Origin of the sequence: Rhizobium bangladeshense (genome assembly GCF_001662075.1) — a bacterium.
In the GTDB taxonomy this organism is placed as follows: Bacteria; Pseudomonadota; Alphaproteobacteria; order Rhizobiales; family Rhizobiaceae; genus Rhizobium; species Rhizobium bangladeshense_B.
The window spans coordinates 390,870-410,650 of the sequence record NZ_LYPL01000003.1; the positions used below are offsets into that span (position 1 = coordinate 390,870).

Sequence of the window (19,781 nt, forward strand, 5' to 3'; positions counted from 1 at the left end):
CGGCATTTTCCCGTCCTTTCTGCTGCCGGAGGTAAAGCTTTTATGACGTTTGCCCTTTCCTTGGGCGAAGGAAATCACTATATCAACCCTGCCGGCTTTCGGGTCGGCTATGGCAATAAATGAGCGGTGTAATAAACCTATTGGACCCGGGGGCGGTACCCGGCGCCTCCACCAAAAACCGGCGGCATGGAAGGCCGGCTTTTGATGGGGGCGAAACAGGATCGACAAGGGTGTAAAGATCGACTTTTTGCTCGGCATTGTACCGCCGTTATCGGGCTAAAATTGTAGTTGCAAACGACAACTATGCGGAAGCTCGTCTCGCTGCTTAATCGCGGTGTGACACTTCAATCAAAGTCCTAGTGGTTCGCACCTCTAGGCGGGGTCCGAAGGCACCTGGCAACAGAAGCCTTCACCTTCTCCCTGCTGACGAAATCATGTATGCTGCGAAAAAACGTGACTCGGCTCCGGCCTTTCCCAAGGCGCCCGGACGTGGCATATAACCTTGTGAAAAGACTTCCGAACCGACGAAAGACAGGAAAAGCATGGGGCAGGATCATATCCGCTACGACATACTGGCGCAGGATGCACTTCGCGGCGTCATCCGCAAGGTTTTGGCGGAAGTCGCAACGACGGGCCGTCTGCCCGGCGACCATCACTTCTTCATCACCTTCCTGACGGGTGCGGCCGGCGTACGAATTTCCCAACACCTGAAGTCGAAATATCCAGAGCAGATGACCATCGTCATCCAGCACCAGTTCTGGGACCTGAAGATCACCGAGACGCATTTCGAAATCGGCCTTTCCTTCTCCGACGTTCCCGAAAAGCTGGTCATACCGTTCAATGCGATCCGCGGCTTCTACGATCCCTCCGTCAATTTCGAGCTCGAATTCGACGTGCCGCTCGCCGATGGCGAGGAGCTGCCGTCCGGTGAGATCACCGCCTATCCGGTCGATGCGGCAGGAAAGCCCGACGAAACCGCCGGCGCAAAACCGGCCGAGGGTGAAGAGAAGAAACCGGGTTCCGTCGTCTCGCTCGACTCCTTCCGCAAGAAGCAGTGATTTCAAAGGGAGGCCCAGCCTCCCTTTTTTAAGGGATTTCAGCCACCGCATGAGCGCCGAAATCATCAATCTGCGCCAGTTCCGCAAGAAGCAGGCCCGCTCCGAGAAGGAGAAACAGGCCGAGCAGAACCGTATTTCCTTCGGGCGCACCAAGGCCGAGAAGCAGCTCACCCGCAGCCTGAACGAGAAGGCCGACAAGGCGCACCGCGACGGCAGGATCGAGACGGACGACGACGGCGCATGAGGCTTCACGTAAAGCTTGAAAAGACGAAAACGAATCTGCGATCAGCCACTTGCCCGATTTGCTTGAATCGACCCTCGAAGCCGATTGCGATGTGAACGTCCTTCATGATCCGCAAGCACTCGGCAACACTGCATGGCCATCGCACCAGTTTTTCGCTGGAAGATGAATTCTGGGCCGAACTGAAGACGATCGCGGCAGGCCGCTCTATGTCGCTGGCCGCCCTGATTTCCGAGATCGACGACCACCGCCAGCCAGACAGCAACCTGTCCTCGGCGCTACGGCTCCATGTGCTTTCCTGGGCAAAGGCCGGCGGTGGCCGCCAGCCGTGACGCAGATATCAAGGCGATTTCAATGACACGAAGACCTGCAGCGCCTCAGGTCAATCAGATCTCGCGCGCCGTCATTGCGCCTGAACGCCCGGCACCTGATCGAAATTGAGTGGACCGGGCTGCGCCTGCCCGCCGCGCCGCGCCGCTTCCGCAGCCGCCCTCGCCTGCGCATCGGCCTTGTCCCTGGCTTCCGCCGCGCGCGCGGCCTCCGCCTCGGCGGCCGCCTTCTGCGCCGCCGCTGCTTGTGCCAGTGCGCGCAGCCGCTCTTCCTCCGCCTGCCGTTGCCGCTCGATCTCGGCGGCCCTGACGCGCTCGGCGTCATTGAACCGATAGAGCGCGGCCTCGCGACGCAGCCGCTGCTTTTCGAGCACGATCGCCTGCAGCCGCTCGACGCGCCGCCGTTCGCGTTCGAAGGCGCGCAGGGACAGGTAGCTGGTGATATCGGTCACATCCATCGTCTTGCCGGGGGACGGCAACAGGCCGGAAAAATTCAGCCTGAGCGCCGGCTCGGCGCCGGGAAGCGTTTCCGTACCGGGATTGAGGCCGATACCGACCGTCGCACTGATCCGCTCTTCCGGCAGCGCAATCTGTGCGTCGGCGGTGACGCGGGCCAGATCATTGGCGACGGTGACATTCTGTACCCTCAGCGTCCCGTCGGTAATGTTGAAGGGAACTCCGAGCGGCGGCAGCTTCGCCTCGCCGTTGCTGAGCAGCGTCTCGACGATCGGGTGCACCTTGCCGGCATTGATCTGTTCCTGCATCGTGTCGGTCGCTGCAAGCAGCGGCGGAAGGATGGCAAGGTTCAATCCGCGTATGCTGGTGTCGCCGAGCCGCAATTCACCCGAACCGTTGAGCGAGCTGGCGATTTCGCTGACCGTCTTGCCCGAGGCTTCCATCGACAGCGACAGGCCGAACTTACCATTGGCGATCGGCGCACCGTCACGCAGCCAGACGACGCCGGCAAGGTCGGAATCGGCAAGCGCAAGCTTCGTCTGCAGAAAACCGGTGCCGTCGGCATTGGTAAAAAGCAGGTTGCCGGAGAGCTTGCCACCGTCCCAGTTGCCGGCCATGTCGTTGAGCTGCAATTCGTTGCCCTTATAGGCGACGTTGCTGGTAAAATCGGACACCGCCGTTTCCGGCAGGCCGGGCCAGAATTCCTTGGCCGAAAGCTTCACCTTGACGTCGACATCCTTGAAGACGGGCAGACCGAGCGGGGCCTTCGTCAAGGCGCCACTGGCGGGATCGACGATCTGGCCGAACACTGCCTCGCCGAGCCAGCCGGCGTCGGCTTTGGAGATCGTCAGCGCGCCGCTCGCCGTCGTCTTCGCGGCCTTCCGGTCGAAGCTCAGCGCTCCTGAAAACTCGTTGTCGGCCGCATGCCCCTTGATATCGGACAAGGCGATCTTGTCGCTGTCGACGGCGGCATTGACCTGCAGGCTGAACGGCAATCCCGTTCCGGTTTGCGGCAGGGCGATGCCGTTCATGATGAGATAGTGGTCAATATCGGCGCTATCGAGCGAAAGCGCGACCTGACCATTCATGAAACTCTCCGGCCGGACATCGACCTTGCCGTTGGCGGTAAAGGAAGTCCGGTCGGTGGCAAAGGTCAGCGCCGCATCGGCGGGATCATTGCCCGATGCCTTCACCTTGAGCGTCAGGCGGCCGTTGGCGCCGACATCGACCGGCAGCGGGTCGAGCCCGGCCTGGCCGAAGAGGATGGACGGCACGGCGTTTTCGAGCGTCGCCTCGAGGCTCGTCGTGCCGTTGCCGGTCAGCGCCAGCAGATCGGACATGCGATAGTCGAGATTGACGCGGCTGCCATTCGCCACACCGGCCAATGTCACCGTCAACGCATCGCCTTCGTCGCCGCCGAGCGTCAGCGCCCCGCGCAATGCCGTATTGCCGTACCAGCCGGCATTGCGCACCAGCCGGTCGAGCACCGGGTGGTGCGGCAGATGCTCGCGCAGCATGGTGAAGAAGCCGCCGGGATCGGCCGACTTGAAGGTGATCTCACCCGCACCCTTGTAGTCGAGCAGCGAGCCTTCCGCCCGGCCCGTCGCCGTCAGCTCGGCACCGGCGAGATTCTTAACCGACAGCCGGTCGACCGCAAGCGCCCCGTCGGCGATCGTGAAGGTGGTTTCGACATTCTCGGCTTCGACACCGAAGGCGGTGAACTTGTCGGCCTTGAGCTGGGCGGCGATCTTGTGATCGAGGACATTGTCGCCGGTGTCCTGCCCGGTCGCGAGCCCGGCCAGCGCCTGGAGCGCGTCGAGATCGAGCGTGTCGCCATTCAGCGACACCGACAGGGTCGGCGTCTGGCCGGAAACCGCCTGCCGCTCCAGCCGGCCTTTCAGCGTCGCCGATCCCATGGCGATTTCGAGATTTTCGAAACGCTGCAATTCATGAGTGAGGCTGACATTGGCGGAAAAGCCCGCTTGCCGCAATTGCCGGATGGCCGGGTCGACCGAGCCGGCAAGCCAGGAGGCAAGCCCCGTCGGCTGGTTAGAGGCCACTACGATCTGTCCGTTGAACGAGGGCTCGCCCTGGAGCAGGAGCTTGCCCTTGCCTTCCACCTGGGTGCGTCCCGGAAGCGTGCCGATAGCGCTGTCGATCATCCAGCCCGTTCCGGCCGGCTCCAGCTCCAGTTGCACGTCGCGCAATGTCGTGTCGCCGGCGACGATCGCCGGCAGCTTGACGCTTGCCTTGCCCGGCACTTGCGGGATCGGCACCTGCGCGACGATGTCGATCAGCGAATTCAGTCGCTGCCGCGCCGAAACCGCGGGATCACGCGTCGTCTTACCGGCCGCGCCTTCATTGCCGATGCGGTTGACATCGATTTGCTGACCGTCGGCCGTCAACAGGAATTCCGGCGCATTGCCGGTGTCGAGCGTTGCCTCGCCTGTTATGACATAGGGATCGTCCGTCGGGCCGATCTCCATGCGGTATTCCGGGATGCGGATGCGTTCGTTGGTGAGTTCGAATCGGCCCTTGACCCGCGGCGGCTGCTCGTTCTTGTTGGCCGATTTGGCGCTGTTGCGGTTTTCGATCGCCGCTGAAAGCTGGCCCTGGTAATTCGGCTTGCGATCGACGAGCTTCAGCTCGCCGTCAAGATCGATACTGACCGGGTGCTTATCAGGGGAAAGCTTCGTGCGCATGCGCAGCACGCCCTTCTCGTCCGGCTGGCTGCTCGAGATCGAGAAACTCCCATGTTCGCCGTCGAGCGCCGCATCACCCTCGATGCGCCAAGGGCCGGCGAGCGATTTGGCCGACATCTCTGCATTCAGGCCGGTGATGCGGCGCGCCCGACCCGACTGGTCGTCGATGAATTCGACTTCGCCGCCGCTGACATGCACATTTTCGAGAACAACCGTCTTTGCGGGAATTTCGGCGCGGCTGCCGCGCATCCAATCGAGTGTGCCGTCCTTGAGCAATCTCAGACGCACCTTCGGATTGACGACCCGCATATCGAAGATCAGCGCCTCGCCCGACAGGAAAGGCGCAAGCTCCGCATCCATGGAAAACTGCTCGACCCTGACGATCGGCGTGCCGTCCGCTTCCTGGCCGACGCGCAGGTCATGCAGCGTGACCGATGGAAACGGCAACAGGCGGGCATCCACCGTGCCGTGGACGGTAACTTTCTTGCCGATGATGCGGCTTGCCTGATCCTCGAAGTTCTTGCGGAAATCCGTCCAGTCGATGAACAGCGGCGCAAGCAGCGCCACAAACAGCGCTACAACGATCACTCCCCCCAGAAAGACGAGGAACCGGCCTACCAATGCAAGGATTCTCCATTCGGGATTCTATTGCCGACACTAGCGCTATTCATGCCGGGGGCAAGGCCCAAGTTCATGAGAATATTCCGTTTTCAGCCGTGATGGAAAATCTTGCCGGGATTGAAGATGCCGTCCGGATCGAGCGCCTGCTTCACCTGTCGCATCAGATCCACCGTCCCTCCCAGTTCCTGCTCCAGAAAGGCCATCTTTCCCTGCCCGATCCCATGTTCGCCAGTGCATGTCCCGTCCATGTCGAGCGCTCGCCGGTTGAGCCGCTGCACGAAGCTCTCGGCCCTTGCAATGTCGTCGGCGCTGTTGTCATCGAACAGCAGCAGCACGTGGAAGTTCCCGTCGCCGGCATGACCGACGATCGGGCCGAGCAGCCCGTGTTCCTCAATATCCGCCTGCGTCTGCGAAACACAATCGGCAAGCCGCGATATCGGAACACAAACATCGGTCGAAAGTGCGGCAAGCCCGGGCGCCAGCGCCCTGGCCGACCAGTAGGCATCGTGGCGCGCCTTCCAGAGTTTGGTCCGCTCCTCGGCATTGGCGGTCCAGAGGAATTCGCCCCCACCGCATTCTGCGGCAATCTCGCCAAAGGCTGCCGATTGCAGCGGCACGGTTTCGTCGGTGCCGTGGAATTCGAGGAACAGCGTCGGGCTTTCGGCATAGGAAAGCCCGGAATAGGCGTTGCACGCCCGCATCTGCACAGCATCGAGCAACTCGATGCGCGCCACCGGAATGCCCATCTGGATCGTCATGATGACAGCATCGCAAGCCGACTTGATGCTCGGAAAGGCGCAGACGCCACCAGCGATTTTCTGCGGGATCGCCTGCAGGCGCAGCGTCACCGAGGTCAATATTCCGAGTGTGCCTTCGGCGCCGACAAAGAGCCGCGTGAGATCGTAGCCGGCCGAGGATTTGCGGGCGCGCCGGGCGGTACGGATTTCCTCGCCATTGGCTGTGACCACCGTAACGGCGAGCACATTGTCCTTCATCGTCCCGTAGCGTACGGCATTGGTGCCCGACGCCCGTGTCGACGCCATTCCGCCGATCGAAGCATTGGCACCGGGATCGATCGGGAAGAACAGGCCGGTATCGCGCAGGTGGATATTCAGGGCCTCGCGAGTGATACCGGGCTCGACCGTGCAGTCGAGATCCTCGGGATTGACCTCGAGCACGCGGTTCATGCGGCTGAAATCGATCGAAATACCGCCATTGGCGGCATTGACCTGTCCCTCCAGCGAGGAGCCGGTACCGAAGCCGATCACCGGTACCTTGTGGGTCGCGCAGACCTTGACCGCCATCTTCACATCCTCGGCGCTCTCGGCAAAGAGCACGCCGTCTGGCGGCTGCGACGGAATATAGGTGGTCGTGTGCGCATGCTGTTCGCGGAAGGATTGGCCGGTCTGGAAGCGCTCTCCGAAGCTCTGCTTGAGAATGCCCAGCACAGCGGCAATGCCCGCCTCGTTGCGTGTGCCGGCCTTTGCGTCCTTCAGCGCCATCTCTTTGATCTCCCTGCCATTCCAAGAAACCACGTCGTGTTTCGTGGGACCAGGCAGGGTATGCGGCAAGTCAAAGCGGCTGTCCAGTTAAGAATGGGAGAAGATTTCATTCCCCTTTTGTCATAGGATGGTCCGCTTTGTCCGACACCTCAGACGATCGGCGGATTGAGTCGGGCGAAGCCCTCCTGCCGTCGATATGGGAAATAGGGATAGGGCGCCGTCGCGGCGCTGACTGCATCGAGCCTTTCGATCTGCTCCTTCGACAGGCTCCAGCCGACGGCACCGAGATTCTGCCTGAGTTGCTCTTCGTTGCGGGCGCCGATGATGACGCTCGACACCGTCGGCCGGCCGAGCAGCCAGTTGATGGCGATCTGCGGCACCGTCTTGCCGGTCTCCGTTGCGACGGCGTCCAGCACCTCGACGATGTCGTAGAGCTTCTCGTCGTCGACAGGCGGGCCGAACTGCGCCGTCTCGTGCAGGCGGCTTGCCGCGGGCAGCGGCTCACCGCGGCGGATCTTGCCGGTCAGCCGCCCCCAGGCGAGCGGGCTCCAGACGAGAGCGCCAACCCCCTGGTCGGCGCCGAGCGGCATCAGCTCCCATTCGTAATCCCGCCCCGCCAGCGAATAATAGACCTGATGGGCGACATAGCGCGGATGGCCGTGGCGCTCGGCGGCGGCGAGCGATTTCATCAGTTCCCAGCCGGCAAAATTGGAAGCGCCGATATAGCGGATCTTGCCGGAGGCGATGAGCCCGTCGAGTGTCGCCAGCACCTCGTCGACCGGCGTCGAGCCGTCGAAAGCGTGAAGCTGCAGAAGATCGATGTAGTCGGTCCCAAGCCGGCGCAACGCATTCTCGGTCGCGCGGATCAGCCGCGCCCGCGACGTTCCCCAGTCCTGCGGCCCCTCGCCCGTCGGCAACGCCGTCTTAGTCGAGATCAGCACGGCATCGCGCCGGCCGCGGATCGCCTGGCCGAGCACCTCCTCGGAAGCACCAGCCGAATAGACGTCCGCCGTGTCGAAAAGATTGACGCCAGCTTCGAGACAAATGTCGACGAGCCGTCGCGCCTCCTCGGCATCGGTATTGCCCCATGCGCCAAACAGCGGCCCGCTGCCGCCGAAAGTGCCGGCGCCGAAGCTCAAGACCGGCACCCTCAGGCCGGATGCACCGAGATTTCTATATTCCATGGCTCTGTCTCCTGTGTTTATCCTGAGATAGACTCGGCCCCTGCGGTGATATAGATTGCCTATCAGCAAAGCATTTGTGATTTGAATTCATCATGGGCCGCCAGGACATCAACCGCTCCGGCGAGATGGAAGTTTTCGTCAGCGTCGTCGAGCGCGGTGGCTTTTCGGCGGCCGCCACGGTGCGGCGCATGACGCCGTCCGCCGTCAGCAAGCTCGTCGCCCGGTTGGAGGCTCGCCTCGGCGTTCGCCTCGTCAACCGCTCCACCCGCAGACTGCAGCTGACACCGGAGGGCTGCGCCTTCTACGAGCGCAGCATCGCCATCCTTGCCGATATCACCGATGCCGAACGCCAGGCCTCATCCGGCGAGGACGCGGCAGGCCGCATCCGCATCAACACCAGCGGCTCCTTCGGCAATCATGTGCTGGCGCAGCTCGTGCCTGCCTTCATGGCGCTTCATCCCGCTGTGACGCTAGATATTGCCCATACCGACAAGGTGATCGATCTGATGGAGGAGCGCGCCGACGTCGCTATCCGCGCCGGCCCCTTGAAGAGTTCCAGCCTGATCGCCCGCAAGCTCGGAACAACCGGCAAGATTATCGTCGCCTCACCTGGTTACCTCAGGCGTCACGGCGAACCGCGCACGGTCGCCGATCTCCGTCGCCATTGCCGTATTGGCTTTTCCTATGCCCGCGCCATCGAGGGCTGGCCGATGCGGGAGAACGGCGAGACGGTGACGATCCCCATCACTCCAGGCATTCAGGTCGCGGACGGCGAGGCCATGCGGCATCTCGCACTATCCGGCGCCGGCTTAGCACGACTGGCCGCCTTCACTGTGCGCGCCAATATTGAGGCAGGTCGCCTGGTACCGGTCCTCGAAGAGGCAAACCCCGGCGATCTCGAGGAGTTCTACGCCCTTTATATCGGCCAGGGTGGTCCGCTGCCGGCGCGCGTCCGCGCCCTCCTCGATTTTCTCGCTGGCCATGTGCGCCTCTGAGGCATCGGACAAGGCGACTCCATGAAAACAGCGACTTAAGCCGATCAATTGAATCAAACTCGCATCAAAAGGCACCGAGAGGCAGATTTCGCAATTGACCGCATCCGGGGCACCCCTCTATACCCGGGCCTGCGCCAGCCGACGGTTGCTGCCGGCCTCTCTTCGTCACGCCGGAGCTTCCTCCCCCCTTCAGCCTCAGGGCTTGGCGCCGGCTAGGAAAGATACGGGACACATGCCATCCAGCCGCCTGCTGCGCGATGCCGGCCTGCCGAAATGGGCGCTGTTGCTGGCGCTCTCGACCGCCTTCACCGCCTTCCTCGAGCTCTTCGGGCTGCCCGCCTCGCTGTTGATCGGACCGATGGTCGCCGCCATCGTGCTGGCGCTCACCGTCGGCAAGGGAAAGCTTCGCATCCCGCTCTGGCCGCTGCAACTCGGCCAGGTGCTCGTCGGCCTGATGATGGCGCGTACCATCACCCCCGATATTCTCGGCACCATGGCAAAGGATGCGCCGCTCTTCCTGCTGTTCATCTTCTCCGTCATCGCTATTGCCACCGGCCTCGGCTGGCTCCTGACGCGCTGGCAGGTGCTGCCCGGAACGACCGCCGTCTGGGGCTCCTCGCCGGGCGGCGCCTCGGCGATGGTCATCATGTCGGAAGCCTATGGCGCCGATGCCCGGCTCGTCGCCTTCATGCAGTATCTGCGTGTCGTCTTCGTCGCCGTCGGCGCCTCGGTGATCTCGCGTCTTTGGGTGGCCGCCGATGGCGCCGAGCCGCCGCCGCTCATTCTCTTTCCCGAAGTCGACTGGCCTGCCCTTGCAGCGACGATGGCCCTTGCCGCCCTCTGTGCCTATACGGTGTGGCGCCTGCGCATCCAGGGCGGGATGATCATCGTGCCGCTCTTTCTCGGCGCTTTCCTGCAAGGCATCGGCCTGATGAAGATCGAGCTGCCGATGTGGCTGCTCGCCATCGCCTATGCGCTCGTCGGCTGGAGCATCGGCTTGCGCTTCACCCGCTCGATCCTTTCGCATGTGGCGCGCGCCCTGCCGAGGGTATCGGCCTGCATCGTGCTGCTGATGGCGCTCTGTGGCTGCATGGCCGTTGCTCTTCATGTCTTCGCCGGCATCGATCCGCTGACCGCCTATCTCGCCACCAGCCCCGGCGGCGCCGATTCCGTCGCCATCATCGCCGCCTCCAGCGATGTCGACGTGCCCTTTGTGATGGCGATGCAAACCGGCCGCTTCCTTGTCATCCTGCTGATCGGCCCGACCCTCGCCCGCTTCATTGCCCGCCGCTCCGGCCCTGCGGAAAATCCCGTTTGAAGCGCCCTCAACCCATGAACCTGTGCCTAGCTGCCGGGACTGCGCGCCAACGCCGCCCACTGCCCGGGCGTCATGCCGTAGGCCTTCTTGAAGTGGCGGTTGAGATGGCTCTGGTCGGCAAAGCCGGTGGCCGCCGCCGTGTCCGAAATGCCCTCACCCGCGCCGATCATGACGCGGGCCTGCTGCAGCCGCCGCATCAGGAGGTAGCGATGCGGGCTGGTGGCGAAGGCCGCCCGGAAATGCCGCGATAGCGCGAAACGATCGAGCCCGGTGACCGCTTCCAGTTCGCCGGAATGAACCGGCCGTGTGGCATGCGCTTCAAGATAATCGCGCGCCGCCCGTGTCTGCCGCCAGGCGATCGCCCCGAGCGGCCGGCGCGGCAACCGCGCGTGCCGTGACAAGCCGCCCGTCACCCGCGACACGAAATCGTCGACGAAGAGCTCATCCAGTTCGCGGTCGAGTTCGCCGAGGGCGGCAAGCAGCACGCCGGCCAGCGCCGGATCGCCGATGACCGGTTCATCGACGAATGGCAGGCCAAGGCCTTCCGCCTCCAGGCATTCGAGCAGCAGCGCCGGCTCCAGATAAAGCATGCGGTATTGCAGCCCGTCCTCCGTTCCCGCCCCGCCGTCGTGTTCCTCGTCGGGGTGCAGCACGATCACCTGCCCCGGCAGGCTGAAGCGCCGTTCGCCGCGATAACGAAAGGTCTGCACGCCTTTCACGGTGACGCCGAGTGCATAGGTGTCGTGCCGGTGCGGCTCGAAGGCATTGCCGGAGAATTGCGCGCCGATGCGCTCGATGCCGGGAAAGGCGGGTGCGGTCAGAATGCCGTTGCCGGATGGCCCCGTGCACAAACGTTCAAGACCTTCGAAGACCTGCGGATGTAGATCCTGGCTCAATGCCCTCGATACTCCTATTCCATGCAGAGGTGAAAAACTGTCCGATGTTTGATACCAAAATCGCCGTGGTCCTGCGAAACAATCTTGCCGCCTGGCAGAAGCTGAACGTCACCGCCTTCCTGATGACCGGCGTCGCCGGCGGGCATCCCGAGATCATCGGCGAGCCCTACCGCGACCGTGCCGGCAATATCTACAATCCCTTGTCGATCCAGCCGATCATCGTGCTATCGGCCGACGAGGCGACGATGTCGGCAATCCACCGCCGCGCGCTGGAACGCGATGTCACCGCCTCGCTCTTTATCGAGGAGATGTTCGCGACCGGTCACGACGCCGCCAATCGCGCCGTCTTCGCCGAATATGCGCCCGACGATGCCAAGGTCGTGGGCATCGCGTTGCGCGCCGAAAAAAAAATCGTCGACAAGGTCACCAAGGGCGCGACGATGCAGCATTGAACACATGTCGGCGGGCCCGGCACAAGATACGACGCACGTTGACGCTTTAACAGAAAGGGCCGGGCGCGACCCGGCCTTTCCTATACTCTGTCGAAACAGGCTCAGCCCTGGGTGATCGGCGCGATCTGGATTTCGACGCGGCGGTTCTGGGCGCGGCCCGCCTCGCTTGCATTGGAGGCGACCGGCTGGGACGGGCCGAAGCCGACGGCGGAGACGCGGCGCTGGTCGATGCCCTGGCCGCCGAGATAATCGGCAACCGAAAGCGCGCGGCGCTGCGACAGATCCTGGTTATGCTGCAGGCTACCGGTCGAATCCGTATGGCCGTTGACGTCGATCAGCGTGCGGTTGAACTTGCGCAGCACGATCGCCACTGAGTTGAGCGTCGGATAGAAGCCCGGCTTCACCGCATCCTGATCGACGTCGAAGGTGATGTTCGAGGGCATGTTGAGGATGATGTTGTCGCCGTTGCGGGTCACCGAAATGCCGGTGCCTTCGAGTTGGGCGCGAAGCTCTGCTTCCTGCTGGTCCATGTAATTGCCGATCGCACCGCCGGCGAGCGCACCGATGCCGGCGCCGATCAGCGCCGCATTGCGCTTGCCATGCCCGCCGCCGCCGACGGCGACACCGACGAGAGCGCCGCCAAGCGCACCGAGCGCCGCACCGCCCGCCGTGTTGGAAACCTTCTGTTCACCAGTATAGGGATCGGTCGTCGTGCAGGCGCTGAGATAGCTTGCTGCGACAGCCAGAAGTATGAATTTCTTAATCATTGACAGGATGGTCTCCGTTCGAAGCTGCTGCGAGCAAATGGCAAGGATTGCGGCAAGAAAATGAAACTATTCTCTTGATAGGGGAATTTCAGGCGCCGAAACAGCGGCCATGTTGCTTGAATGCGCTGATATCACCAGTTTTGCAACTCGATCAAGCTGACGGGCGGCAGTCGCGACGATCAGGCCTCATGGTAGGGAAGCCCGGGGGGCGTCTCGAACCACGAGGGCGGGTGCCGATACCGCATGAGTGCCGGTGGCCGGCCCCGTCCTTCGAGGCCCTGCGGGGCACCTCAGGATGAGGCCGGAGAGAGGTTACCGCTTGCCCAAGGGAGAATGCAGTGCCTTGCCGCCGATAGCCTCGCGGCAGGGCACAACAACTAGCCCTCATGGTGAGGAGGCCTGCAGGGCCGTCTTGAACCCACGAGGGCGGGTGACTGGGTGATCGCACCTTTAGAAATTCTGGAACAGCTGCCGCACCGTATCGTAGGTCGCGTTGGCGATGTTCAGCGATTGCAAGCCGAGCTGCTGCTGCGTCTGTAATGCTTTGAGCTTGCTGGCCTCCTCCTCCATGTCGGCGTCGACGAGCCGGCCGATGCCGGCGGTGATGTTGTCGTGCAGCTGGGCGGCGAAGTCGTTCTGCAGCTCGATGCGTTTTTCGAGCGCGCCGAAGGCCGAACCCACCGTCGTCAGCTGCGTCAACGCCGCATCAACGACACTGATCATCTCGCCGATCTGTCCTTTCGTCGTGGCGGCAGACAGCGAAATGGCGACCTGCCCTGTGGTGGTACCGTTCTTGCTGGTCATCAGCACGTAATTCTGCGAAGCGCCGAGCTCGGTGGCGAAATGGTCCGAGGTCAGCACGCCGTATTCACCCGTGCCGGTGGCGCGGTCGTCGATCAGGTAGCGTGCGTCCTTGGAGGTCGTGGCGCCGACCGGCGTGTTGTCGATATGATAGCTCAGCATGCCGACCGAAACCGTGCCGTCGGCATTGCGGATGAAGGAGGCCGGGATCTGGCGCGGCTGCGTCGGCGTGGCATCGTTGGTGAGGATCACCCAGTTGTCGCTGTTGAAGGTCGCCGATTCCGAAACGCTGCGCAGCTGCTCCTGCAGCTGCTTGAGCTCTTCGTTGATCTTGTTCTTGTCGACCCCCTCCTCGGTGGCGGCAACAAGCTTGGCCTTGATCTCGGAAACGATGTCGATGACGTTCTGGACGCCGGTATAGGCCGTGCCCATCGTCGCAGCCGCCATGCCGAGCGCGTCCTGAATGGCCGAAACGGCCTTGTTGTCGGTGCGGGCGGTGGTGGCGATTGACCAGTATACGGCGTTGTCGGCCGCTTTGGCGACACGCATGCCTGTTGTGATGTGGTTCTGCGTGACCGTCATGTTGCGATTGATATCGCGCAGCACATAGAGCGCCGCATCGATGGAGACGCGCTGATAAATACTCACGGGAACTAAACTCCAAAGCCACAACAGAACGCAACTGAACAGGAATGAACCTTCCGCGCAGACACTCATGTCCGGGGTCGCTGTGCTCCAGCGCATGCAGCCTTCAAAAGACGAAGAAGACCAGTCGGTTCCTGGTCACGATCATTGCCGCTTATACTTAAAAAACGGCTAATCTTCAGACGAAATTTATCTTATTTCCCAAGACTTCATACACCAAAGAACGCCGCCGGACGGGAATCCGGCGGCGTGCTCAATGCAAATGGAAGGCCTATTCGGCGGCCTGCAGCCGTTCCTCGTCGGGCGCCGGCCGCGGCCGCGTGGCGACCGACATTTCCTCGTGCAGGCGCGCTTCCTCATGGGCATGCGGCTTGGCGAAGCGGGCAAGCAGGAGATAGGCGACCGGCGTGATGAACAGCGTCACCAGCGTGGCGAAGCCGAGGCCGCCAACGATCACCCAGCCGAGCGCCACGCGCGCTTCCGCACCGGCGCCATGGGCAAAGACCAGCGGCACGCCGCCGAGAATGGTGGCGATCATCGTCATCATGACTGGGCGAAGGCGCAGCGCGCAGGCCTTCTCGATCGACGAGCGCACGTCCTCGCCCCTGTCGCGCAGCTGATTGGCGAATTCGACGATCAGGATGCCGTTCTTTGCCATGACGCCGACTAGCAGCACCAAGCCGATCTGGCTGTAGATGTTGAGGCTGGAGCCGGTGATGACGAGCGCGAAGACGGCGCAGGCAAGGCCCAGCGGCACCGTCGACATGATGATCAGCGATGACAGTACGCTTTCGAACTGCGCCGCCAGCACCAGGAAGATGATAACGATAGCGAAGCCGAAGGTCAGCGCCATGCCGTTCGAGTTCTCTTCCAGCGTCGCAGCCTCTGCAAGCGGCAGCAGGCGCGCGCCCGGCGGCAGCAACGGCTCGGCGAGTTCGGTCACCTGCTTGACGGCATCGCCGAGCGACATGTTGTTCTTGAGCCCGGCGGTGATCGCGACGGAGGCGAGCTGCTGCTCGCGGTTCAGCTGTGGCGCGACCGAGCCCTCCTTCATCGCGGCGATGACCGACATTGGCACGATCTTGCCGTCGCCGGTCTTCAGGAACACGTTTTCGAGGTCGGTCGGATCGTCGATTGGCCGCGTCGTCGAGGTCAGAAGCACAGGATAGGATTCGCCGTCGACGAAGACGTCGACCACCGAGCGTCCTTCGAGCAGCGACTGGATCGCCGTCGAAAGCCCCGTAATGTCGATGCCGAGATCCGAGGCGCGCTCGCGGTCGATCGCCACCGACACCTGCGCCTGGGTGGGTTCGTTGGTCAGGCGCGGCGTATCATATTGACCGGTGGCCTCGAGCGCCTGAACCAGCTTGGCGGCCGCCGCCGTCAGCGCCTGGTGATCATTGCCGACCAGCGCCATCTGGACGCCGCTGCCGGCACCGCGGATACGCAGGCTGTTGGAGGAGATCGCATTGCCGCGCAGCGCCGGCACCCTCGCGGCAGCTTGGTTGATGTCGGCGACGATCTCGGCCTGAGTCCGGTCACGTTCACCCCAGGGGGCAAGTGTCAGCACCATGAAACCGCTGTTCAGCGAGCCGCCCTGGCCGGAGATCGAGAAGACGTTGCGGATGTCGCCGCTGTCGACCAGCGGCTGCAGATATTCCTCGACGAGCTGCATCTTGTCGCGCGTATATTCGAGACTCGATCCCTGCGGCGTCGTCAGCCGCATCATCACCATCGACCGGTCCTCTTCCGGCGTCAGCTCGCTCTTGACCGTGGAAAAGGCGATGACCGCTGCAGTGGCAAAGATCACCGAAAACAGGATGACGACTATGGGCGCGTTGAGACAGCCATGCAGCGCCCATTTATAGAGTCGGGCAAGCGCGCCGCCGAAACGGCCGAGCGCACCGTGATCCTCGATCATCGGCTTCGTCAGCATGCGCGAGGCGAGCATCGGGCAGAGCGTCAGCGCCACGATCGATGACAGCCCGACCGAGAAGGCGAGCACGAAGCCGAATTCGCGGAACAGGCCACCGACCTGACCCGGCAGGAAGGAGAGCGGAATGAACACCGCCGCCAGCGTCGCGGTCGTGGCGACGACGGCGAAGAACACCTCGCGCGTGCCGAGCACGGCGGCCGCCCGCGGCCCCATGCCCTCGGCGCGGCGGCGCACGATGTTTTCGAGCACCACGATCGCGTCGTCGACGACGAGGCCGGTCGCCAGCACGATGGCAAGCAGCGTCAGGATGTTGATCGAGAAGCCAACCATGTAGATCGCCGCCAGCGTCCCGATCAGCGCCACCGGCATGCTGACCGCCGGGATCAGCGTCGCCCGCCAGTCGCGCAGGAAGAGATAGATGACGGCGGTGACGATGACGGCGGCAAGTAACAATGCCAGCACCACCTCATGGATCGCGCCCTGGATGAAGACGGCGTCGTCGCTGGTGATGGCGATCGTCGTTCCCTCCGGCAGCGTCTTCGACAATTGCTCGACGGCGGCCTTGATGCCGGTTGAGATGTTCAGCGTGTTCGACTGCGCCTGGCGGATGATGCCGAGGCCAATGCCGGGCTTGCCGTTGGAACGCAGCGCAGTATCCCCGTCGCGCGGCCCAAGCGTCACCGTCGCGACGTCGCCGAGGCGGACACGGTCCTGCAGCATGACGTTGGAAAAATCGGCCGGCGTCTGCAGGTTGGCGGTGGCGCGCACGACGATATCCTGCGTCGTGCTCTTCAGCGAGCCGGCCGGCACATCGAGCGCGGCATTGTCGAGCGCCTTCGTCAGGTCGCCGATCGTCAGTCCGCGGCTTGCCAACGCGCCCTGGTCGACATCGACACGGAAAACCTTCTCCTGATCGCCATATTCCTCGACATCGGCCACGCCGTCGACGGAGGCCAGCCGATCGATCACCTCGTTCTCGACGAGCTGCGTCAGGTCGTCCATGTTGAGGTTGGTGGAGGTGACGGCCAGGCGCATGATCGCCGAGGAGTCCGAATCCGCCTTGACGATCTGCGGCGCATCCGCCTCGTCGGGCAGGTTCTGGCTGATGCGACCGATTGCGTCGCGCACGTCGTTGGCGGCGACTGCGAGATCGATCGCATCGGAAAATTCGAGCGTCACCCGGCTCTGGCCGAAGGAAGAGGTGGACGAGATCGATTTCAGGCCGCTGACGCGGGCAACCGCCCCCTCGATCACCTTGGTCAATTCCTGGTCGATCGTCTGCGGCGATGCACCGTCGAAAGTGGTGCGCACGGTGACGACGGGACGGTCGACATCCGGCAGCTCGCGGACTTCGACGCCGACATAGGCGGCAAGGCCGGCGACGACCATCAGCGTGTTGAACACCAGCGCCAGGATAGGCCGGCGAACGAAAAGCGCGGTGAAGCTCTGCTTGCCCGACGATCCGCCCTGATGAAGCTCGGTCACGTTCATTGGGTCGCGACCTCCCCGTTCGCGGCGACATCGGCGGAAACACGCACCGCCCCGCCCTCACGCACCCGCTGCAGGCCCTGCGTCACGATCTTGTCGCCATCCTTGAGGTCGGCCTTGACGAGAATGAAATCGGGATTGCGCTGCACGATGCTCACCCGCACCTTATGCGACTTGTCGTCAGTCACCTGCCAGACGAATGAGCCCTGCGAATCCCACTGCACGGACTGCGGATCGACCGCTGGATATTTGTCGCCGGGAAATTTCATGCTGACGCTGAAGGACATGCCGGCGCGCAACTCGTCCGACGAGTTGTCGATCCGGGCGCGCAGGCGCAGCGTGCGGCTCGCCGCATCGATGCGGTTGTCGACGGCCTCGATCACCCCGGAGAACACCTGCCCCGGCTTTGCGACCGACATCGCCTCGACCGGCTGGCCGACCGCAACCGTATTGGAGAAGCGCTCCGGCACCCAGAAATCGACGAGGATTTCCGAACGGTCGTCGAGGGTGACGATCGGCGTCGTCGTCGTGACGTTGTCGCCGATATTGACCGGCACGATGCCGACAATGCCGTCGATCGGCGCGATGATATTGCGCCGGGCGAGGTTGAGCTCGGCCGCCTGGAGCTGCAGGCGGGCGCCCTGCTCGGCGATCTCAGAATCGAAGACGTCCATGCGCGACACGCTGGACTTGATGTTGTGATAGAGATTGGATTTTTCGACGGCGGCCCTTACCGCCACATCCGCCTGGCCGCGGGCGATCACCTGCTCCTCGCTGTCGAGCTTGGCCAGCACCTGACCGGCCTTCACCCTGTCGCCCGACTTGATGAGAATTTCGCGAATAGTCCCGGATGCCTGTGGCGTCACCGCGACCGAACGGATCGCGTCACCTGTGCCGATGGCGTTCAGTCGATCGTTGACGACGCCCTGGACGACAGCCTCGGTCGCGACGAGAATCGCGCTGTTGCGCCCGCCATTGCCGCGGTTCCGCCCCTCGCCCTGGCCACGGCGCTGGCTTTGCGTCCCGGCCGGAGTGCCGGCATCGGCCGTCTCTTCAGCCTTCGGCACAATCTTAGAAACGAGGCTCTCTGGAATGCCTGCATCGCGCATCATATCGCCGGCACCCGGCGCAAAGAAAACCCATGCGGCAAAGCCGGCAATAATGACGATGAGCGAAAGTATAAACTGCTTCCAAAAGGCCATTCACGTCTCCGGAGGGACTCGAGGTTGGACCAGGGTCGGTTGAAAGAGGCGCTGTGGGATCGAAGTCCCCCAGGGATCAAGAACCCCTGTTGATGCGACAATATCGCGCGTTTACAGCTTAGCGGCAAGCATCAGCACCCGGCATTACCGATTTGTAATATCAGCAAAGAATGGAAATAACCCGGACGCTCACTTTTGCTTGAACGAAGCTCGCAAACGTCTTGACGAAGCCGGTTTCGAGGCAAGATTGCTCGGCAAAACCAGTGACGGTGAATGTCTACCGACGCATTGACCACCGCAGGCCGACTACCGCGGCCAGTCCCAAGACCGGCCACACCGCCCAGAAGCGTCCTTCCCAGGTGAAGAGGTTGATGCCGATGATGCCGAGTGCCACGATCGCCAGCGCCGCGAGCTTACGATCGAAGAGGATCTGGTCACGGTTCCAGGCCAGCGCCGCAACGACAGCGAGCACAAGGACGGGAAAGCGCGCCCAAAATACGCCCTGCCACGACAAAAGATTGATACCGATCAGTACGGCGGCGATGACGCCGAGTACGGCAAACAGCCTTTGTCCGCCGGGAGCCGGCCTTGCCTCCTCCGTGACCGCGAGTGCGGGCGATGGCCGGGCAGCGGCAGGTCGCTCGGCAGACGGCGCCTCGTCGCCGATCCTCACTGCATAGCTAGGCACGCCTTCTTCGACATTCTTGACCATCAGCGGCCCGAGAAACTCGAAACCGACCGCCACCTTGTTGCGAACCTGGTCGTAGACGGTGCTCGATATGACAATTCCGCCCGGCGCGGCCGAGGCCTGCAACCGCGCGGCGATATTGACGCCGTCGCCATAGATGTCGTCGCCCTCGACGATCACATCGCCGAGATTGATGCCGATACGGAACAGCATGCGCCCGTCGTCCGGGCGGCGGGCGTTGAAGCCGGCAAGTTCGTTCTGTGTATCGACGGCTGCACGCACGGCCTCGACCACGCTCGGGAAATCGGCGATCAGCCCATCGCCCCAGGTGTTGACGACACGGCCGCCATGGCTTTCGATCAGCCGCCCCATCGCCTCCCGGCAGCGCTTCAGCGTCGCAAGCGTCCCCTCCTCGTCGGCCCCCATCAGACGCGTATAGTCCTGCACGTCAGCACAAAAGATCGTCGTCAGCTTGCGCCGCGTTTCACCCATGGTCCTTC

The 19,781-nt window shown here is 63.1% G+C and carries 15 protein-coding genes and 1 other RNA gene; 7 read left to right on the forward strand and 9 right to left on the reverse strand.

Features of this window, described 5'->3' with window-relative positions:
* Nucleotides 1-51 precede the first annotated feature (51 nt).
* From ssrA to A7X77_RS09505, 4 genes are all read left to right on the forward strand, one after another.
* Nucleotides 52-414, forward strand: a transfer-messenger RNA (tmRNA) gene (gene ssrA, locus A7X77_RS09490).
* Nucleotides 415-542: 128 nt separating this feature from the next.
* Complete coding sequence (locus tag A7X77_RS09495) at nucleotides 543-1,058, forward strand: SspB family protein (protein WP_064682679.1); 516 nt, start codon at nucleotides 543-545, stop codon at nucleotides 1,056-1,058.
* Nucleotides 1,059-1,107: 49 nt separating this feature from the next.
* Entirely contained in the window at nucleotides 1,108-1,302 is a 195-nt protein-coding gene (locus A7X77_RS09500) for a DUF4169 family protein (RefSeq protein ID WP_011426047.1), read from the forward strand.
* A 104-nt stretch (nucleotides 1,303-1,406) separates the two neighbouring features.
* A complete protein-coding gene (locus A7X77_RS09505; protein WP_064682680.1) occupies nucleotides 1,407-1,631 on the forward strand; it encodes a ribbon-helix-helix domain-containing protein in 225 nt (74 codons plus the stop codon).
* 71 nt (nucleotides 1,632-1,702) lie between these two features.
* Here A7X77_RS09505 and A7X77_RS09510 read toward each other — a convergent pair whose 3' ends face one another.
* From A7X77_RS09510 to A7X77_RS09520, 3 genes are all read right to left on the reverse strand, one after another.
* Nucleotides 1,703-5,407 (reverse strand): AsmA family protein, encoded by a 3,705-nt coding sequence (locus tag A7X77_RS09510; RefSeq protein ID WP_064682681.1) that lies wholly within the window; start codon nucleotides 5,405-5,407, stop codon nucleotides 1,703-1,705.
* A gap of 89 nt (nucleotides 5,408-5,496) precedes the next feature.
* Entirely contained in the window at nucleotides 5,497-6,909 is a 1,413-nt protein-coding gene (locus tag A7X77_RS09515) for an FAD-binding oxidoreductase (RefSeq protein WP_064682682.1), read from the reverse strand.
* Between the two features lie 149 nt (nucleotides 6,910-7,058).
* Nucleotides 7,059-8,093, reverse strand: coding sequence for an aldo/keto reductase (locus tag A7X77_RS09520; RefSeq protein WP_064682683.1), 1,035 nt, complete (start codon nucleotides 8,091-8,093; stop codon nucleotides 7,059-7,061).
* Between the two features lie 92 nt (nucleotides 8,094-8,185).
* Here A7X77_RS09520 and A7X77_RS09525 point away from each other — a divergent pair, with 92 nt between their 5' ends.
* Entirely contained in the window at nucleotides 8,186-9,088 is a 903-nt protein-coding gene (locus tag A7X77_RS09525) for a LysR family transcriptional regulator (protein WP_064682684.1), read from the forward strand.
* A 232-nt stretch (nucleotides 9,089-9,320) separates the two neighbouring features.
* Nucleotides 9,321-10,406, forward strand: a complete 1,086-nt coding sequence (locus A7X77_RS09530) for an AbrB family transcriptional regulator (protein WP_064682685.1) — start codon at nucleotides 9,321-9,323, stop codon at nucleotides 10,404-10,406.
* Nucleotides 10,407-10,432: 26 nt separating this feature from the next.
* On the opposite strand, the gene A7X77_RS09535 is transcribed toward A7X77_RS09530, so the two are convergent.
* On the reverse strand, nucleotides 10,433-11,302 hold the full coding sequence (locus tag A7X77_RS09535; RefSeq protein ID WP_064682686.1) for an AraC family transcriptional regulator: 870 nt from the start codon (nucleotides 11,300-11,302) through the stop codon (nucleotides 10,433-10,435).
* Between the two features lie 44 nt (nucleotides 11,303-11,346).
* On the opposite strand from A7X77_RS09535, the gene A7X77_RS09540 reads away from it, so the two are divergent.
* Nucleotides 11,347-11,754 carry a DUF2000 family protein gene (locus A7X77_RS09540; RefSeq protein ID WP_064682687.1) on the forward strand — a complete coding sequence of 136 codons (408 nt, stop codon included), beginning with the start codon at nucleotides 11,347-11,349 and terminating at the stop codon, nucleotides 11,752-11,754.
* A gap of 101 nt (nucleotides 11,755-11,855) precedes the next feature.
* Here A7X77_RS09540 and A7X77_RS09545 read toward each other — a convergent pair whose 3' ends face one another.
* The 5 genes from A7X77_RS09545 to A7X77_RS09565 form a co-directional block, all read right to left on the reverse strand.
* Nucleotides 11,856-12,521 (reverse strand): OmpA family protein, encoded by a 666-nt coding sequence (locus A7X77_RS09545; RefSeq protein ID WP_004673336.1) that lies wholly within the window; start codon nucleotides 12,519-12,521, stop codon nucleotides 11,856-11,858.
* 450 nt (nucleotides 12,522-12,971) lie between these two features.
* Nucleotides 12,972-13,970, reverse strand: a complete 999-nt coding sequence (locus A7X77_RS09550) for a flagellin (protein WP_064682688.1) — start codon at nucleotides 13,968-13,970, stop codon at nucleotides 12,972-12,974.
* A gap of 268 nt (nucleotides 13,971-14,238) precedes the next feature.
* Nucleotides 14,239-17,394 carry an efflux RND transporter permease subunit gene (locus tag A7X77_RS09555; RefSeq protein ID WP_064682689.1) on the reverse strand — a complete coding sequence of 1,052 codons (3,156 nt, stop codon included), beginning with the start codon at nucleotides 17,392-17,394 and terminating at the stop codon, nucleotides 14,239-14,241.
* Complete coding sequence (locus A7X77_RS09560; RefSeq protein ID WP_064682690.1) at nucleotides 17,391-18,593, reverse strand: efflux RND transporter periplasmic adaptor subunit; 1,203 nt, start codon at nucleotides 18,591-18,593, stop codon at nucleotides 17,391-17,393. The genes A7X77_RS09555 and A7X77_RS09560 overlap by 4 nt, the downstream gene beginning before the upstream one ends.
* Nucleotides 18,594-18,870: 277 nt before the next feature.
* Nucleotides 18,871-19,773, reverse strand: a complete 903-nt coding sequence (locus tag A7X77_RS09565) for an adenylate/guanylate cyclase domain-containing protein (protein WP_064682691.1) — start codon at nucleotides 19,771-19,773, stop codon at nucleotides 18,871-18,873.
* Nucleotides 19,774-19,781 lie beyond the last annotated feature (8 nt).

Excerpts from the sequence above, each read along its gene's own strand:
- A7X77_RS09495 (WP_064682679.1), top strand. The coding sequence starts at position 543 with ATGGGGCAGGATCATATCCGCTACGACATACTGGCGCAGGATGCACTT.
- A7X77_RS09500 (WP_011426047.1), top strand. The coding sequence starts at position 1,108 with ATGAGCGCCGAAATCATCAATCTGCGCCAGTTCCGCAAGAAGCAGGCC.
- A7X77_RS09505 (WP_064682680.1), top strand. The coding sequence starts at position 1,407 with ATGATCCGCAAGCACTCGGCAACACTGCATGGCCATCGCACCAGTTTT.
- A7X77_RS09515 (WP_064682682.1), bottom strand. The coding sequence starts at position 6,909 with ATGGCGCTGAAGGACGCAAAGGCCGGCACACGCAACGAGGCGGGCATT.
- A7X77_RS09520 (WP_064682683.1), bottom strand. The coding sequence starts at position 8,093 with ATGGAATATAGAAATCTCGGTGCATCCGGCCTGAGGGTGCCGGTCTTG.
- A7X77_RS09525 (WP_064682684.1), top strand. The coding sequence starts at position 8,186 with ATGGGCCGCCAGGACATCAACCGCTCCGGCGAGATGGAAGTTTTCGTC.
- A7X77_RS09530 (WP_064682685.1), top strand. The coding sequence starts at position 9,321 with ATGCCATCCAGCCGCCTGCTGCGCGATGCCGGCCTGCCGAAATGGGCG.
- A7X77_RS09540 (WP_064682687.1), top strand. The coding sequence starts at position 11,347 with ATGTTTGATACCAAAATCGCCGTGGTCCTGCGAAACAATCTTGCCGCC.
- A7X77_RS09545 (WP_004673336.1), bottom strand. The coding sequence starts at position 12,521 with ATGATTAAGAAATTCATACTTCTGGCTGTCGCAGCAAGCTATCTCAGC.
- A7X77_RS09555 (WP_064682689.1), bottom strand. The coding sequence starts at position 17,394 with ATGAACGTGACCGAGCTTCATCAGGGCGGATCGTCGGGCAAGCAGAGC.
- A7X77_RS09560 (WP_064682690.1), bottom strand. The coding sequence starts at position 18,593 with ATGGCCTTTTGGAAGCAGTTTATACTTTCGCTCATCGTCATTATTGCC.
- A7X77_RS09565 (WP_064682691.1), bottom strand. The coding sequence starts at position 19,773 with ATGGGTGAAACGCGGCGCAAGCTGACGACGATCTTTTGTGCTGACGTG.